We start from the raw sequence: 17,305 nt of genomic DNA on the forward strand, positions 1-17,305 counted from the left end.
GTAGATAAAGGAGCCGTTGGTGAACCAATCACTTTCGATACGTGCAGTCGCTGGGATGGTTCTTGTCGCCTTTCTTTGGGCGATCTGCTTTCCTTTTATTGTGGTGGGGTTGCCGGACGCGCCACCTTTGCTTTTTGCCGCTTTACGCGCATTGCTGGCAGGGCTCTGTCTGATTCTGCTCGCTTTTACAAAAGGCGGTCGGCCCAGTTATTCACTTCGCCAGCTTCTAATGCTGGCCGTAATTGGCCTCAGTTACACGGGTATGGGGCTTGGAGGGATGTTTCTCGGTGCTGGCAAGCTGGGACCGGGGCTTGCAACGGTTCTGGCCAATGCGCAACCACTGTTTGCGGCGGTTCTTTCGTTTTTTATCGTTCGAGAGGTGGTGACCGGGCGTGTGTTTGTGGGCCTTTTGATTGGTTTTATTGGTGTTGTGGTGCTAGCGATGCCAGAGATGGAGTTTGGTAACGCCAGATTTTCAGGGGCCGTCTATGTTCTTGGTGGAGCCATCGGAACCGCCATTGGAAATGTGCTGCTTAAATACCAGGCCGGCAGCGATGATATCTATTGGTCAATGGGCATCCAGCTTGTCATAGGCTCAGTGTTTCTGGGAATAGCATCCGTGAGCTTGGGCGAGGGCTTCGAGATTGATTGGACCTGGTCATTTACGACGGCCATGTTCGTTCTGGCCATTCCGGCAACGGCAATGATGGTTGTGCTTTGGTATGCCTTGCTCGCCAGCGCGCCCTTGAACAGCCTCAATTCGTTTACCTTTTTAACGCCTGTTTTCGGTCTCGCTATCGGAATGCTTTTGTTCGGCGAAACTTTCACATCACTGGAGATGACCGGGATAGGAATCACAATTGTTGGCTTGGTGATCGTTGTTAAAGCGCCTGGGAAAACAGATGGCGGTTCCGCTGTCGGGGAAGAGGCAAAGGTGATCCGTAGCTCATAGTAGAAAAGGGAGTAGTCAATGAGAGTCTGGATCAGCGTTATCCTTTTGTTTGCCGCATCAGGCCGTCTTGTCGCGGGCCCTCCCTCGGCAGTTTCCTTGATTGAAGGCATGGAACAGACTCTGTGGTCCGACAGCAATCACGGGCGTTTCACTATGCGGATCGAGTCTGAGTACTGGACTCGCACACTGGAACTGGAAGCCTGGATGAATCGTCCGGAGCATACGTTGATTCGCATTCACGCGCCCAAAAAAGAGGCCGGCATCGGCTCGCTGCGCATCGGCGATGCCATGTGGAATTACTTGCCCAAAGTTGATCGCACCATCAAGATCCCACCGTCGATGATGCTCCAGCCATGGATGGGCTCCAACTTCAGCAACGACGACCTGGTCAAGGAAAGCTCGTTCGTCGAGGACTACACCCACGAATTGGTCGAAACCGACGATTCCGGTGAGGTGCCTGTGTATCGTGTTGTCTCGACGCCCCGACCTGATGCCCCGGTAGTGTGGAGCCGTCTTGAATTCAATGTTCGGGAGGACTCGATCCCGGTTTCGCTTGCCTACTACGACGAGCGCGATCAGATCGTCAAACGCATGACCTATGAGCAGATCGAAACCATGGATGGGCGGCGGATACCCACCCGCTGGACGATGGTGGACGCCGATAACCCCGAGTCCCGCACGGTGATCACGATTGACTCTATTGAATTCGACCTGTCGATCGATGAAGAGGTGTTTTCATTGCGCCGGCTGCGCAACCCACAGTGAGGGCCCGGCATGAGCATCGTCAATGTGGAGAAAGTCTCGCGAATTTACCGTCAGGATTCCATCGCCGTCAAGGCCCTGGATGAGGTGTCGGTCGCGATCGAGGCCGGGGAGTTCACAACCTTGGTGGGCCCGTCTGGATCGGGTAAAACCACGCTATTGAATCAGATTGGAGCCCTGGACGAGCCGGATAGCGGGCGCATTCAGGTGGCGGGTGAGGAAATCACCGGGCTTAGCCGAAAGAAGCGGACCCTTCTGCGGCTGTGGAAGGTTGGCTTTGTATTTCAGGAATACAACCTGATTGGCGTGCTGTCGGCTCAGGAGAACGTCGAGTATGTGCTGATGCTGCGCGGAGTGCCGTTTCGGGAGCGCCGTGCCGAGGCCCGGCGTATTCTGGTGGAGGTCGGCCTGCAAGGGCTGGAGCGGCGCCTGCCCCATGAACTGTCTGGCGGCCAGCAACAGCGTGTTGCGGTGGCCCGGGCGATTGTCAGCAAGCCCGCGATTGTCCTGGCCGACGAGCCCACGGCCAATCTCGATTCCACGACCGGCGCGGCGCTACTGGACTTGATGCGTAAGCTCAATGCCGAGCATGGCATTACCTTTGTCTTCTCCACCCATGACCCGATGGTGATGGAACGCGCGCGGCGGGTAATCCATCTCCGCGATGGCCGCGTCGAGCGTGAGGAAATACGGTCGTGATGGCGTGGCTACGTCTGGCTTTTGGCAACCTTCGGGTCAATCGTCGGCGTACGGCCATCACACTGTTGTCGGTGGCCGTCGGTGTCGGTGGGCTAGTGTTTCTCTGGGCATTCATTGATGGCATCAACGCCCAGATGATCAACAACATGACGGGCTATGTGACCGGCGACCTGAAGGTACATCAGCGGGGCTTTCACGATGACAGGGAGATGAACATTGCCCTGGCCGAGCGCTGGAATCTCACAGAGGAGGTATCGGCCGTAGCCGGTGTGGCGGCAACCACCCCCCGGGTGACGAGCCATGCCCTGGCCAGCCGTGAAGACCAGTCACGGGCATTACAGGTGATGGGCGTCGACAGCGCGACGGAATCACGGGTCACCCGGCTTGACCGGTCGATTGTCCGTGGTCGCTACCTGGAACGCGGCAATGAAATTCTTGTTGGCGTCGATGCCGCCGGTGCCCTGGATGTCTCCCCGGGCGACGAGCTGGTACTGGTGGTGCAGGCGTCGGACGGCTCTATTGGCGCCGACCGGTTCGAAGTGGTGGGCGTATTCGAGACCGGTATCAAGCGTATTGATGGCTTCGTGGCCCAGATGCCCCTGGCGGCCGCTCAGTCGCTGTATGCCTTTCAGGGGCGGTTTACCGAGATCGCGGCCCGCGTGCAGGATGCTGACCGGCTCGACGAGGTGGTCGGTACTGTCGGGAATCAGTTGCGCGATCGAAACGTGGAAGTGCTGGGCTGGCCGGCGCTGATGCCATCGCTGGTGCAGATGGTTGCCTTTCACGACGCCGTCGCCTACATCGTGATCTTCGTGGTGTTTGTGGTGGTGGCGGCCGGTATCGTTAACACCATTCTGATGTCGGTACTGGAGCGTGGCCGCGAATTCGGTGTAATGATGGCGTTGGGCACACCCAGCAGTCGCATCGTCTGGCTGGTGCTTCTCGAAACAACGGTTCTGGCCGGTCTCGGCTACCTGTTGGGGTTGGTACTTGGGTTGTCGGTGACCGGCTATTTCAGTAGCAATGGGCTGGATTTCAGCGCCTACATCAAGGCCATGGATACCATGCCGGGGCTCAGTGGCATCGTTTATCCCACCATCGAAGCTCAGCGCCTGGTTGTGATTGGCATTGTGGTGGTGTCGGTAGCCCTGCTGGCGGCCGCCCTCCCGGCCTGGAACGCGGGTCGCAACAGCCCGCTGGAGGCGATGGGCGCACGGCGAACTATGATCAACCGTATCCGCCGGATCCACTGGCAGGTGACGTCTGATCATCGGCTGCTGATTTTTGCACAAATGGCACTCCGTTCGGTATTCCGAAACCCGCGACGGTCGATGATTACCGCCTCGGCCACTGCATTCGGGCTGGCGGCCTATCTATTCCTGTACGCCTTCGCCGATGGTTTCTTCGAGCAGATGATCCAGAACTCGACCCAGCAGCTCAGCGGGCATGTGCAGGTGATGGCAAAGGGTCACGACGTGGATCTGTCGCCAGATTTACGTATTGCCGACAATCGAACCTTGCAACAGCGATTGCAGGAGCATCCTGAGGTTGAGGCGGCCGCGCCCAGGGTATTGCTGCGTGCCATGGTGGCCAACCCCGGGAAGAGCCTGCCGGTGGAGCTGGTGGGTATTGCACCGGAGCAGGAAAGGGCGGTTACCGAGCTTTCCGGGTACATGGAGCAGGGCACTTACGTTCAATCCGGGGAGACGGGCATTGTCATTGGCCAGAAGCTGGCTGAGGAGCTGGGCGCCCGGCTGGGGGACAAGCTGGTCATTACGGTCCAGCAGGCTGGCGGAGATCTTGCCTCCAGTGCCCAGGCCATCCGCGGTATCTATCGCACTGGCAGTGACCTGTTCGACACCGAGTATGTCTTCACCGATATCAACGCCGCGCGCCGCCTGGGTGGCCTGCTGAAAGGTGAAGTTTCACGGATCGTATTGAGGCTTTCAGATCGGGCGAAGAGTGCCGGCCTGGCGCGAATCCTGAATCAGTCGCCGCTTCTGACCAACGACGGACTGGTGGCCCAGGGCTGGGAAAGCCTGCTTCCGGTGGTGGTGCAGATGGTGGAAATGAGTCAGGTGGATTTCTATCTCATCTTGTCGGTGGTTTTTGTTGTGGTCGCCATAGGTGTCATGAACACCATGGTGATGTCAGTGATGGAGCGTACCCCGGAACTGGGCGTAATGCTGGCACTGGGCACCAGAGGGTCGCAGCTGCAACTGACTATTCTGTTTGAGGCGTTTTTCCTGGCAATACTGGGAATGCTGGTAGGAACGGTGGTTGGCGGACTGCTTGTTGTCTGGCTTGGCACTACCGGCATTGATCTGTCCTCGATCAGCGGCGCTCTGGAAGCCATCCCCGGTATCACTGACCGTATCTATCCGGTGCTGATTTTCGATCATGTCTGGCTTCCCAGCCTGCTGTTGTTCCTGTGTTCGGTGCTGGTGGCTCTGTATCCGGCCTGGCGGGCCTCGCGACTGGATCCGGTGGAGGCCATCCGCCATGGTTAGGCGATCTCCATTGATGCTGGTCGCGATGGCCTGGCTGGTGCTGGCTTCAGGCGCTGAGGCGGAGTACAGCTATTCGGGATCGCTCAAGAACCTGAGCGTTGGCTCGCGCTCGTTGATTGACGACAATCCCTACTTCTCGAACCTGACCCGCCTGCGTATTGAGCCCCGTTACCGATATGAGGACTGGGTTGTGGATGCGGCCTACGATCTGGAACTGGTGGCTGGCAGTTTCCTGGACAGCCCGGAGTTTGCCCTGCTCAGGGATGCTCCTGATCCGCGCTACTGGGATCTTCAGGGGGACGTCCATGAATCGGGAGATATGTTGGCGCGCCATCAGCTCTATCGTGGCACGATACAGTGGCGCTCACCGGTCGGTGATTTCCGATTTGGTCGCCAGCAGGTGAATTGGTCAACCGCCCTGATCTGGAACCCCATGGACATTCTCAATCCTGTCAGCCCACTCCAACTGGAGCCGGACGAGCGCATTGGCGTGGACGCGCTGTTATGGGACAGATCCTGGGGTGCAACGGGCCGGGTAAGCGCCGTGCATGCGCCGCAACACGGGGGCCAGAATGCCAGCACGGCGGCACGGGCCAAGCGCTTCGTTGCCGGGGTCGATGCCGGCGTGATGATGGGCGAGTTCGCCGACGTCACCAAAGCGGGTGTCAGCGGCAGTGGCTCCGTGGCTGGCACCGGTTGGCGCACAGAACTCGTCTGGAGCAAGCCAGGCGCGGGAGACAGTTACTGGCAGGGAGTCGCGGATCTGAACTGGGCGTTTCGCAACGGGCTCAATCTGGCCGTTGAATATTTCTATAACGGTCAGCCGGTACCGCCGGGAACGACAGGCCTGGCCAATCTTGTGTCCGCACGGCCCCTGTATGCCGGTCGTCATTATGCCGGACTACTGGTATGGCAGGATATCAACCCGTTCTGGCAGTACCGGGTGGTGACCATCCTGAATGCCGATGATGCCAGCTGGGTACTTTATCCGAGATCCACATGGATACTGCCACTTGATCGGGAGATCTATGTCACTGTCGGGGCCCAATGGTTTGGGGGTGGCGACGACAGCGAGTATGGGGCGTTGGAGCCATTAGGGCTGATGGAGCTGCAGTGGTTTTTCTAAGATATTTATCGAGTGTGCCATGAACGTGAAGATGACCGCGTTGGCATCTATTTAGTCTGTAGGGAGAAGCACTTTCAACGGACGGGCTTTGATCAATTAAGTAAACACTTTTAGACTAGGCAATTGAAAGATTTAAATTATATTGTGTAAGAAATGCTTGGAATTCAGGTTCATTTCAGGCTTCTGTGGTATTCGTTAAAAAGTCTATAGCGATTGGGCTGCAACAACTAAGATCTCATACCAGAGACGTTGGAGGATCAATGACAATAATACGAAAGCGAATCAGCCAGGGAGTTCTGGGGGTCCTGATAGCCGCAAACGGAGTGCCTGCAGCATTAGCGGTGGAGGTTCCCACAGCCTCAGGAATCAAGCTAGATATTCTTACCCAGGGCAAATTTCAACCAACCTATTTCTCTAATTTCGATTTGGACAGCAGCGTCGATGATGGTGCCACAGGAACGTCTGCGGGTGCTGTTCAGGTTGGAGATGAGCACGTCAGGGCTGAGGTCAGGCTTGGTGTAGTGGCGACTGGCGATAACTGGACGGGTAAACTGCTTCTCGAGAATGACTTTGCCCTTGATGCCAATTCGGTCGATCGCGCATACCGAGGCGAGAGATTTGGCTTGGAGCAGGCCTTCTTCACTTACACCTTCGATCCGGCCTTTACACTTCAGGGTGGCTGGACTTTCAAGAATCTGGACATGGCCTCCGGCGGTTTGCTTTACGGTGATGACCATCCGCTGTTCGGCGCCACGGGAAAAACCTCGTGGGGCAGTTACGATGTTTACTGGATGCCAATTACAGATGGATTGATTTCGGACATCCAGGCCCCTGGGGCCAACCCCGCCAACGGAGAGTTGGATTGGGATGTGTTTGCTTCAAAGTTTGATATCGATCTGGGGAGAGGTAGTCGTATTTCTCCGATCCTGACTTATAGCGACAACCAGCAGCAAGGTGCGAAAGCAACCTATTATGGTGTCGAATACATCGGGAATATTGGCGCCATGAAGATTCGGGCCGAGGCACTAGGTGTGACCGGGAGTTTCGACAACGGTGATGACATAAGCGCCTTTGCTGGCTACGCCGGGCTTGAGTACCCGCTTAGTGAATCCTTTAATCCCTTTATTGCACTACGAGTTGCCAGTGGGGATGACGACCCTGCCGATAATGATGTAGAGGGCTGGCTGGGTATTACAGACATCGGTAGATACTCGCCCCTGATTGGTATTGATGGCCAGTTCTTGGGGTGGCAGCCCAACTCAAACCAAGCGATAGCATCAGGCCTTTTCGGTCTCGCTCTTGATCAAGCTGGTCCTGGTGGCGCAGGGTACGGTGGTATCTCCAATGCCGGTACTGGTAACAACCCGGGCCAGATCATGCTCTCAGTTGGCAGTTCGGGAAATTTGGCGTCGATCTCGCCAAAGCTGTCTTATCAGGCGCAGATTTTCCCGATGTGGTTCCAGCAAACGGGGGGGCTTGAGACGCTCAGCACTGCCAGTGGGTCTGTGGATAGTTATGCCGGTACCGAACTGGATGTGGCTGTAAAATACCAGGCCAACCAGTATTTTGCTCCAAGACTGGTGCTCTCCAGTTTCCTGCCAGGCAAAGGCGTTGAGGACGCAACTGGTGCAGACGATGCAGCTTATGTTGCAATGCTCGAACTGAACTGGAATTACTGATCCCAGGGAACTAATTGCGACTGGAGGTAATGTGATTGAGGCGCCGGAGACGGGGCCTCAATTTTTTTGAGGGGCATATTATGAAGCCAATTTCCGTGATCTTTCTTGTTTTTTTTGCAGTGTCAGGTGCTCAGGCTCAAGGCTACGACTTACCCTTGGACTCGCTGTCGGAATGGGCGGGAGAGAGGAGTATCAGGGTCGTATCGAATATTGATGGCCTGAATACCGACAAAGAGTTTCTTGCACTATTGGGTCGGCTCAATGTTGAGGGATTCGATGTTAAGTTTGGCGATTCCGGATCCACCGATGAAGGGCTGATTCTGGAGGTTCTTCAGGTCAGCGATAAGATTGCAGTGTCAATTAAGTCCACCGATGCTCAAAGATATTTACTTTCCGTCTTGATTGACGAGGGCGATCAAAGTGGAGGTGAAGTGCGAGAGGGGGGTGATTTTCGCGGCGTCCTTCCTTTGCCAGCAGATTTCAATCCGAAAATGGTTGAGGCGCTCCCCACGTCGAACCGCGAAGGCGGTGAACTGGTTTTTCTGTCAGATTCCACATTGGTGCTCGGCGTCTTCGATGAAAACAGGATAAAAAGAGTTGATGCGCTAACATCTAACATCAAAAATTCGAAAGCGATTTTCTTGTCGGTTGGTCAGTCAGACTCAGATCCGAATCCGGAGGTCGCTGTAGTATGGGGTCAGGACCGAGATATTGCAGGCAAGGGGCAATATACGAAGGTCTTCTCTCAACTCTTTGAAATATCTGGGGAAAAGTTGCAGGAAGAAACCAAAAAATCGGAGAACACTGCTTTACGGTTTATCAACAATCGACTGTACTCCCAGCGATACGACTTTTTGCATGGTGACATTGGAAAACTAACATCAGCTTCTGAGGAGGGAAAGGATGTTCTGGATGATTCAATGTTTTTGTCTAATGCTGAGAATATGATTTTCTCCATTTTCCCTATTGATAGCACAGTCTCTATTGTGGTGAATGAAGACAGTCTTGAATTGCGGGACCGTGGCTGGGAGTCCTGGCCACGGCTAGACTTGGGCAAGGTTTCGTCGCCAAGGCTAACTAAACGCTTGGAGGATAGGGAAATCACTACATCACCTGATTACGCCTTTTCCGTTAACGAGGAGCATCTGTCTATTCCCAGGAAGGTGGTCGTTAATAATGGATCTGTTTTGACCTATCTCAGAAAGAGAAGGTCGGGTTTTTCTGGGTTAGCTCCCGCTTCAGGGTCAGATATGTTAATCAGAGCCCGCTGGGATAATAGTGAGCTCGAATCGGGGTTTACAGTTTTCCCCATGTATGAGTTAAGTTCCTTTATTATTGATTTTTCGTATGTTAAATCTAAAGGAGAATCTCGATTATTAATATTGACTAATGAAGAAGATGATAGTCAAGGCGCAAGTCAAATATACATCTATTGACATTTTAAGGTTTGCGGTACGGTAATAAATTTAGGGAGGCTCTGAATAAGTCTCAAAATCAGCGATAATACGGTCACCGTCAACCGCACAGGATTCGTTGCCACCATGGATCAGATTACCTTCTCCGAAGCTGAGTACCAGACCAAGAAGCGCAAGACCCGCCGCGAGATCTTTTTGGAGCGGATGGACAAGCTGATTCCGTGGAAGCAGTTGGAGAAGAAGGTAGCCCGATATTATCCCAAGGGCCAGACCGGCCGACCACCGTATCCGCTGCCGACCATGCTGCGAGTCCACTGCATGCAGTTGTTCTAAAACCTCAGCGACCCAGCCATGGAAGACGCTCTTTACGAGATCGAATCCATGCGGCACTTCGCTGGTCTGAAGCTGGACCGCCTGCCGGACGAAACCACCATTCTCAAGTTCCGCCATTTCCTTGAACGCCACGGACTCGGCAAGGTGCTGTTCAAAGAAGTTAACAAGCACTTGGAAAAGAACGGCCTGATGCTGCGCGAAGGCAGCATTGTGGATGCCAGCATTATTTCGGCACCGAGTTCCACCAAGAACAAAAGTGGTCAGCGGGATCCAGAGATGCACCAAACCAGGAAGGGCAATCAATGGTATTTCGGCATGAAGATGCACATCGGCGTTGATGACACGCTCGGACTGATCCACAGCATCGACACGACGGCCGCCAACGTCCACGACATTGTGCCGGCCGGCAACCTTCTTCACGGTGACGAGCAGCGCGTGTTCGGTGATGCCGGTTATCTTGGCATTCAAAAGCGGGATGAGCATAAGGATCGCAAAAACGTCTCTTGGTTCATTGCCAAACGCCCCGGTTCTCGTAAAAAACTGGACGACCGAAAGTTGAAGGCTGAAAAGCTCAAAGCCAGCGCCCGTGCCAAAGTGGAACATCCGTTCCGGTACATCAAACAGGTCTTTGGCTACAGCAAGGTTCGCTATCGCGGCCTGGCTAAAAACAGTAACCGATTACACTTGCTGGCCGCGTTCAGCAACCTGCTGATGGGTGAAAAATACCTGCTGGCGTAGTGCCAGTGCGCCTGTTTTCCGCCGGAATGGCGGGAAACGGGCAAAAAATGAACAAATAGAGGGGCTGATCGTGCCTAAATTGCCTTTGAATAGCTTTTTTTGAGCTAATAAAGTTATTCGGCAAGAAATCAGGCATTAATCAGACCCTCCTTACGCCGAGATTCCAGTAAATCAATACTATAGCCAGTCATGCTATTTTCATGACTGGCAACGTTCTTTGTATGAGAAGCAAGCTTCGCTTGTTAGCTCTGCCTAAGCGGAACGTACTAGTCGTCACTTGAATCTGCTATTCCCGCCTCCTTCATCTGCTTGTGTAATTTTTGATGTTTCAGGCAGAGTTCTTGCCTGTCAACGGTTTCCACGGTCTTGTTCGGATAGCTCCTTGCCTCGTTAATCCTGTCGGCTAAGCCAGAATCGGCGTAGGCAAAGGAACTAAACAGTGCTGTCATTGCTATGGCTGTAATGATGCTCTTCATGACGAACTCCTTGATTTGTTGCTCCAGGCCCATGCAACTGGGCCTCTAGTAGATACCGCTGATGCCCACCAGCGGTATTTCTGTTATCATTTGCTGTACGTTACCTTCTGCTCCATTTGTTTCTTCTCTAAAGCACGATGGTAGGCTCGTCCTTCTTCACTTATCATCTGTCTTCGCGCCTCCATTCCAACTTCTGACAATCCATAGCGTGTCATTTCTTTGTGGAGTCGCTGCTGCGGCGAATACTATTAATGATTTCATAGTTTCACCTCCTGTTTGGTTGATGGTTTCATTAGATCATTAGTTCCTGAAACCTGACTGAAAAAACAAAAAAAGTTTATTAACGATTTGATAACTTTTGTTAGTGATAAAAATAGTTGAGCCAGATCAATATAAAATTTGTGCGCACTTAATTTCAGCTTCGTTTCAGCTTTGAGATCTAATATAAGCGCTCTTATATGCTTTCCACGGAGATCTCAAGTTGTCCATCCGCACCTTTTTTACTAAGCAGACTATTTTGGGTGTGTTGCTGTTTAGCAGCATTTCTGCGTGGGCCCAGCCCAGACTGGAGCTCATGAGTGTCATCGAAGCAGCAACTGAAAACGATCCCTGGCTTGGCCAAAGCTCTTATAAACAAAATGCGTTGATGGAGGAGTCTGTTGCTGAGGGCGCGCTTCCCGATCCCCGGGTAACGATCGGCGCGGCAAATCTGCCTCTGGATACTTTTGATACCGGGCAAGAGCCCATGACCCAGGGCATGATTGGCATTACACAGCGAATTCCTCGTGGAGACAGCCGCCGCTTGGCTAGCGCAAAGAAAGAAGAACTGGCCGGTGTACAGCCTTACCTCCGACAGAATCGTCGTGCGCAGGTCACCGAAACGGCGACCCACCTATGGCTCGATCTTTGGAAAGCCCAGGAAAGCATCCGCCTCATTGAACAGAACCGGGGGCTGTTCGAGCAATTGGCGGATGTTGCGGAAGCTGGATATACCTCCGCGACAATGGGCTCCAGACAACAAGATGTTATTCGTGCTTCGCTGGAATTGACTCGGCTTGAAGATCGGCTGACCGCTTTGCATACTCAGTTGGCTTCCAGCAGAGAAGCTCTAGGGGAATGGATCGGTTCCAGGCGGGCCCAGCTCTCGGTCGCCGAAAACATTCCTCCTCTGTTATTGGCAGATGTTTCCAGCAGCTGGCCGGAGACCAGTGTGGAGTCTGTCATCCGTCACCCGTCGGTTCGCGCCACAGATCAACTGATTGATGTACAGGACATTGACGTAGACCTTGCCAGGGAAGCCTACAAACCAGAGTGGTCGGTCTTCGCACAATATGGTTACCGTGACCGAGCTCCGAACGGCCAGGACAGGGCAGACCTGTTTTCTATTGGTATCGGTTTTGACCTGCCCATATTCACAGGAAACCGGCAAGACCGACGGCTCAACGCGTCTGCAGCCAGACTGGAAGCCGAAAAAACGGATCGGGTTCTGAGAATCCGATCGCTCCAGGCGAAGGCGCGCTCGGCGTTGGCCCGCATTGAGCGATTGGATGATCGGATTGACTTGTATCAGCAAACTCTTCTTCCGCAGATGGAAGAGCAGGCCGATGCCTCGCTGACCGCCTATAACAATGACGACGGTGATTTTGCTGAGGCGGTACGCGCAAGGATCTCCGAACTCAATGCCGAGGTCGAATTGATCCAGATGATGGCCGAGCGGGCCAAAACTCTGGCAAGTTTCCGTTATTTGACCACGGAAGCCTCAAACATTCCCTCCTTTTCAATGACCGATTTGCAGGATTGATCATCATGGCTAATTTCATTCGTCCATTGGGCTTTATAGTGCTCGGCGGGATCGCTGGCGTCGGTGCCGCCTATTGGCTGGCACCGGGAATGGTTTCAGATCCAACCGTAGATGGGGTCGGTAACGAGGAAAAGGAGCCGCTCTACTGGGTGGCGCCCATGGACCCTAATTTTAAAAGCGACAAACCCGGGAAATCACCTATGGGGATGGACCTGATTCCAGTGTTTGAGGATGCCGGGTCAGCTGACGACCCGGCCGGTACCGTTCGTATTTCGCCTGCCGTGGTCAACAACCTGGGAGTTCGCACCGAGCCCGTCATCCAGGGACGCTTGCCGAACACCATCACTACTGTGGGCTACGTCCAATATAACGAAGATGAGATGGCCCACGTGCATCCCAGAGTAGAGGGCTGGATCGAAGCGCTCTACGTGAAAGCTGAGGGGGAACCAGTCGAAAAAGGCAAGCCTCTGTATACCCTCTATTCACCCACATTGGTCAATGCTCAGGAGGAGTTGCTCCTGGCACTGAACCGGGGGAATCAGCGACTGATCAATGCCGCTGAGGAACGGTTGGCTGCTCTGAATGTGCCGGCTAGCCTGATACGGCAGCTGCGCCAGACAAGAAACATACAGAGAACGATGACCGTATACGCCCCAAGCTCGGGCGTTATCGACAATCTGAACGTTCGCGAGGGCATGTTCATAAAGCCCGGAGACCGGGTTTTGTCGATTGCTGCACTGGATGAAGTCTGGGTGATTGGCGAGGTATTTGAAAGCCAGCTCTCGGCCGTGGAGGGCGATAGCCGGGTGATGATGACCCTGGATTACATGCCCGGGCGCCAGTGGCGCGGAAAAGTGGACTATGTGTATCCCGAGGTTAATCCGGAAACCCGGACGGCCCGGGTCCGGATGCGGTTTGACAATTCCGACGGAGCTTTGCTGCCCGGCATGTTTGCTCGCCTGGAGGTCCAGGGGGATCGTGGGCAAAGACGCCTGTTGGTGCCGCGTGAATCGATCATCCGCACTGGACAAAGCGACCGTCTGGTGGTGGCGCTGGAACAGGGTGCCTTCAAGTCCGTCAACGTCACGGTAGGGCGGATTGGCGACAAGTACGCAGAAATACTGGAAGGCATTAAGCCTGGCGATACCGTGGTGACCTCTGCGCAGTTCCTGATCGACTCCGAGTCCAGCAAGACTTCGGATTTCCAGCGAATGTCGGCATCAGGCAGCAACGCCATGGATTCACAGATGGATCATTCGGGGCACGTCATGGATCCGGAGAAAGCGGAGCCCAAAAGCGAACCTGAGGCGATGGACCATAGTTCCATGAATCATGGCGGAGGCGAATCATGATCGCAGCCATCATTCACTGGTCTGTTCGTAATCGATTTCTGGTATTGCTGGCCACCTTGCTTATTACAGGGCTTGGCCTCTACTCGCTGAGCAAGACGCCGGTAGATGCGCTGCCGGATCTTTCGGATGTGCAGGTCATTATCAAAACCAGCTTTCCGGGCCAGGCACCACAAGTGGTGGAAGACCAGGTGACCTATCCACTGACCACCGCCATGCTGTCGGTGCCGGGTGCCAAGACGGTCCGGGGTTACTCCTTCTTTGGGGACTCCTACGTCTATGTGATCTTCGATGAAGACACCGACATGTACTGGGCTCGCTCCCGGGTGCTGGAGTACCTGTCCCAGGTGGCCCCGAGCCTTCCAGACTCGGCCCGCCCGCAACTGGGGCCGGACGCAACCGGGGTTGGCTGGGTTTACCTCTACGCTCTGGTGGATCGCACCGGGAACAACGATCTGAGCCAGCTGCGCAGCCTGCAGGACTGGTTTCTGAAATACGAACTCCAAACAGTGCCAGGCGTGTCCGAAGTGGCCGCGCTTGGTGGCATGGTGAAGCAGTATCAGGTCAAGGTCAGCCCGGAAAAACTCAGGGCGTTGGGTATTCCTCTGGCTCACATCCAGAACGCCATCAAGAGAGGAAACCAGGAAGTGGGCGCCTCCGTCATCGAGATGGCGGAGGCGGAATACATGGTGCGCACGTCCGGCTACATCCAGTCCCGTGAGGACCTGCTGTCGATTCCGTTGGGGCTTGATGACAACGGCACCCCCGTGCTCCTGAAAGACGTGGCCACTGTTGAGATTGGGCCGCAGATGCGGCGCGGGGTGGCTGAGCTGAATGGCGAAGGCGAGACCGTCGGTGGCATAGTAGTGATGCGCTTCGGTGAAAACGCCCAGGCAACCATCAATGGCGTGAAGGCGAAACTGGAGGAACTGAAATCCAGTTTGCCGGAAGGTGTCGAGGTGGTAACGGTTTATGATCGCTCCGGTCTGATTGAGCGGGCGGTGAATAATCTCGGGTTCAAGCTGCTTGAAGAGTTTCTGGTGGTGGGCCTGGTGTGCATCATCTTTTTGTTCCACGTTCGCTCGTCGTTGGTGGCGATTCTCAGCCTGCCGGTTGGCATTCTGGCGGCCTTTATTGTCATGTACTGGCAGGGAATCAACGCCAATATTATGTCCCTCGGGGGGATTGCGATTGCGATCGGGGCGATGATCGATGGCGCCATCGTCATGATCGAGAACATGCACAAACATATGGAGCGGACCCCGTTAACCCCTGAGAACCGATGGGAGGTCGTGGCCAGATCGGCCTCCGAGGTCGGGCCAGCCCTGTTTTTTTCGCTCCTGATCATCACCGTCAGTTTTGTGCCGGTATTTGCGCTGGAAGCGCAGGAAGGCCGGATGTTTGCACCGCTGGCTTTCACGAAGACCTACGCCATGGCAGCCAGTGCGGCCCTGGCGGTGACGCTGGTTCCCGTGCTCATGGGCTATTTCATTCGCGGCAAGGTGCTGCCGGAACACAAGAATCCCGTGAATCGTCTGCTGGTCGGTGCCTATATGCCGGCGCTGAAGCTCGTCCTTCGATTCCCGAAAAGTACGGTTATGGCCGCACTGCTTGCACTGGTTGTGGGCCTGTGGCCGGCCACCAAAATCGGGAGTGAATTCATTCCTCCGCTGGATGAGGGCGACCTGATGTACATGCCAACCACCTACCCGGGTATTTCAATTGGCAAGGCCCGGCAGCTGCTGCAGCAAACCGACAAACTGATTGCCACGGTACCGGAAGTAAAAACGGTATTCGGCAAAGTCGGGCGGGCGGATACCGCGACCGATCCAGCACCGTTGACGATGATCGAGACATTTATCCAGTTAAAGCCCAGGGATGAATGGCGGGAAGGGATGACGACGGAAAAGCTCAAGCAGGAGCTCAATACCCTGATCCGTTTCCCGGGGGTAACTAATGCCTGGGTCATGCCCATCATAACCCGCATCGATATGCTGGCGACGGGTATTAAAACGCCAGTCGGTATCAAAGTGGCAGGTCCGGATCTTGCCATTATCCAGGACATTGGCAAACGGCTTGAGGAAATCATCGTTGATATTCCCGGCACCGCCTCTGTTTATTCAGAGCGGGTTGCCGGTGGTCGATACATCAAGGCGGATATCGATCGCGAGCGAGCAGCCCGCTACGGACTGAACATAGCGGATGTTCAGCAGATTGTTGCTTCGGCGATCGGCGGTATTAATGTATCACGGACGATCGAAGGGCTTGAGCGCTACCCGGTCAATCTGCGCTATCCCCAGGACTACCGGGATTCCCCAGAGAAGCTCGAGCAGTTGCCAATCGTTACGTCAACGGGGCAACGGATTGCGCTGGCCGACGTCGCCGATATTCGGGTTGAAGACGGTCCTCCCGCCATCAAAAGTGAAAACGCCCGCCTCAATGGCTGGACCTTCGTGGATATTGAAGGGGTCGATGTCGGCACTTATGTGGAGCAGGCCATGGCCACCGTTAACGAGGAGCTCGATCTGCCTGCGGGCTATTCGGTTACCTGGTCTGGCCAGTATGAGTACATGCTGCGTGCCAAGGAAAAGCTCACCTACGTGGTGCCGCTGACGCTGGCGATTATCGTCATTCTGCTGTTCCTGAACTTCCGCCGTTTTGCGGAAGTGGGCATCATCATGGGTACGCTGCCGTTTGCCATGATTGGCGCAATCTGGCTGATGTATCTGCTGGGCTATAACTTTTCGGTTGCGGTCGGTGTAGGCTTCATTGCGCTGGCCGGCGTTGCCGTGGAGATTGGTGTGATCATGCTGGTGTATCTGAACCAGTCTTACGAGGAAATGTTGCAAACCTGTAAGGAGAAGGGGGCGACTCCAAGACGCGAGACGTTGCGCCTTGCCGTGCTTCATGGTGCCGGATTGCGCGTGCGGCCTATAATGATGACTGCTGCTGCTATTATCGGAGGTTTGGTGCCTATCATGGTTAGCACTGGTACCGGCTCCGAAGTCATGGGGCGCATAGCTGCACCAATGGTCGGTGGGATGATATCTGCTGTGATTTTGGCGCTGTTGGTGATACCGGTAGGTTACTATCTCTGGAAATGCAGGAGTATTTCCGAAGGGTAAAGAAAACTAGACCTCGCCATATTGCTTTCGAGATTCTGGCGAGGTCTGATGATGCATTGGTGTCTGGGTAATGTTGTTATAAAGCAAGAGCCTGGGTATTGTCCCAGGCAGATATTCTGGCATCATATTGCTTGGGGAGGTTTCCGGCCCTCTAAAAGGCCGAGAACAACAGCGATGAGGTAGGCAAACTTGATGGCGCTCAATCATGTCTTGCATGAAGTCCTCGTGCCTTTGTGATTCGCCATTCGTTTGGATTCTGCATGATAAGGTATGTTACGTAGCGCGTCTGTTAACCATGCCCATAGGTATGAGCTCCCTCGTGCTTGTAGTCAGGGTGTTC

Annotated in this window: 11 protein-coding genes and 1 pseudogene; 11 read left to right on the forward strand and 1 reads right to left on the reverse strand. The window is 54.5% G+C overall.

Translation table 11 applies throughout. From position 1 onward, the window contains the following. The first annotated feature begins 19 nt into the window (after positions 1-19). From QPL95_RS07695 to QPL95_RS07730, 8 genes and pseudogenes are all read left to right on the forward strand, one after another. On the forward strand, positions 20-952 hold the full coding sequence (locus QPL95_RS07695; RefSeq protein ID WP_303290407.1) for a DMT family transporter: 933 nt from the start codon (positions 20-22) through the stop codon (positions 950-952). Between the two features lie 18 nt (positions 953-970). After that, the gene (locus QPL95_RS07700; protein ID WP_273046268.1) at positions 971-1,717 is read left to right on the forward strand and encodes an outer membrane lipoprotein-sorting protein; all 747 of its coding nucleotides are present in this window, start codon (positions 971-973) and stop codon (positions 1,715-1,717) included. A 9-nt stretch (positions 1,718-1,726) separates the two neighbouring features. Continuing rightward, on the forward strand, positions 1,727-2,413 hold the full coding sequence (locus QPL95_RS07705) for an ABC transporter ATP-binding protein (RefSeq protein ID WP_092033491.1): 687 nt from the start codon (positions 1,727-1,729) through the stop codon (positions 2,411-2,413). Beyond that, positions 2,413-4,923: an FtsX-like permease family protein gene (locus QPL95_RS07710; protein WP_303290408.1), complete on the forward strand. Its 2,511-nt coding sequence runs from the start codon at positions 2,413-2,415 to the stop codon at positions 4,921-4,923. Before QPL95_RS07705 ends, QPL95_RS07710 begins: the two co-directional genes overlap by 1 nt. Continuing rightward, on the forward strand, positions 4,916-6,049 hold the full coding sequence (locus tag QPL95_RS07715) for a hypothetical protein (RefSeq protein ID WP_303290409.1): 1,134 nt from the start codon (positions 4,916-4,918) through the stop codon (positions 6,047-6,049). The genes QPL95_RS07710 and QPL95_RS07715 overlap by 8 nt, the downstream gene beginning before the upstream one ends. Before the next feature lie 260 nt (positions 6,050-6,309). After that, on the forward strand, positions 6,310-7,728 hold the full coding sequence (locus tag QPL95_RS07720) for a hypothetical protein (RefSeq protein WP_303290410.1): 1,419 nt from the start codon (positions 6,310-6,312) through the stop codon (positions 7,726-7,728). Between the two features lie 80 nt (positions 7,729-7,808). Next, the gene (locus QPL95_RS07725; protein WP_199458127.1) at positions 7,809-9,164 is read left to right on the forward strand and encodes a hypothetical protein; all 1,356 of its coding nucleotides are present in this window, start codon (positions 7,809-7,811) and stop codon (positions 9,162-9,164) included. A gap of 105 nt (positions 9,165-9,269) precedes the next feature. Beyond that, a pseudogene (locus QPL95_RS07730) lies at positions 9,270-10,214 on the forward strand (IS5 family transposase). Positions 10,215-10,480: 266 nt separating this feature from the next. Here the strand turns inward: QPL95_RS07730 and QPL95_RS07735 are convergent. Continuing rightward, positions 10,481-10,690, reverse strand: a complete 210-nt coding sequence (locus QPL95_RS07735; RefSeq protein ID WP_153741751.1) for a hypothetical protein — start codon at positions 10,688-10,690, stop codon at positions 10,481-10,483. Between the two features lie 574 nt (positions 10,691-11,264). Here QPL95_RS07735 and QPL95_RS07740 point away from each other — a divergent pair. From QPL95_RS07740 to QPL95_RS07750, 3 genes are read left to right on the forward strand one after another with little or no spacing between them, the layout of a single operon-like run. Continuing rightward, positions 11,265-12,491 (forward strand): TolC family protein, encoded by a 1,227-nt coding sequence (locus tag QPL95_RS07740; protein ID WP_303290411.1) that lies wholly within the window; start codon positions 11,265-11,267, stop codon positions 12,489-12,491. 5 nt (positions 12,492-12,496) lie between these two features. Beyond that, positions 12,497-13,843: an efflux RND transporter periplasmic adaptor subunit gene (locus QPL95_RS07745; protein WP_303290412.1), complete on the forward strand. Its 1,347-nt coding sequence runs from the start codon at positions 12,497-12,499 to the stop codon at positions 13,841-13,843. After that, entirely contained in the window at positions 13,840-16,965 is a 3,126-nt protein-coding gene (locus tag QPL95_RS07750; RefSeq protein WP_303290413.1) for an efflux RND transporter permease subunit, read from the forward strand. Before QPL95_RS07745 ends, QPL95_RS07750 begins: the two co-directional genes overlap by 4 nt. The last annotated feature ends 340 nt before the right edge of the window (positions 16,966-17,305 follow it).

Source organism: Marinobacter sp. SS5-14b (assembly GCF_030541005.1).
Lineage (GTDB): Bacteria > Pseudomonadota > Gammaproteobacteria > Pseudomonadales > Oleiphilaceae > Marinobacter.

Coding starts and splice junctions, on each gene's coding strand:
- QPL95_RS07725 (WP_199458127.1), top strand. CDS start 7,809: ATGAAGCCAATTTCCGTGATCTTTCTTGTTTTTTTTGCAGTGTCAGGT.
- QPL95_RS07750 (WP_303290413.1), top strand. CDS start 13,840: ATGATCGCAGCCATCATTCACTGGTCTGTTCGTAATCGATTTCTGGTA.
- QPL95_RS07735 (WP_153741751.1), bottom strand. CDS start 10,690: ATGAAGAGCATCATTACAGCCATAGCAATGACAGCACTGTTTAGTTCC.
- QPL95_RS07705 (WP_092033491.1), top strand. CDS start 1,727: ATGAGCATCGTCAATGTGGAGAAAGTCTCGCGAATTTACCGTCAGGAT.
- QPL95_RS07740 (WP_303290411.1), top strand. CDS start 11,265: ATGAGTGTCATCGAAGCAGCAACTGAAAACGATCCCTGGCTTGGCCAA.
- QPL95_RS07710 (WP_303290408.1), top strand. CDS start 2,413: ATGGCGTGGCTACGTCTGGCTTTTGGCAACCTTCGGGTCAATCGTCGG.
- QPL95_RS07715 (WP_303290409.1), top strand. CDS start 4,916: ATGGTTAGGCGATCTCCATTGATGCTGGTCGCGATGGCCTGGCTGGTG.
- QPL95_RS07745 (WP_303290412.1), top strand. CDS start 12,497: ATGGCTAATTTCATTCGTCCATTGGGCTTTATAGTGCTCGGCGGGATC.
- QPL95_RS07720 (WP_303290410.1), top strand. CDS start 6,310: ATGACAATAATACGAAAGCGAATCAGCCAGGGAGTTCTGGGGGTCCTG.
- QPL95_RS07700 (WP_273046268.1), top strand. CDS start 971: ATGAGAGTCTGGATCAGCGTTATCCTTTTGTTTGCCGCATCAGGCCGT.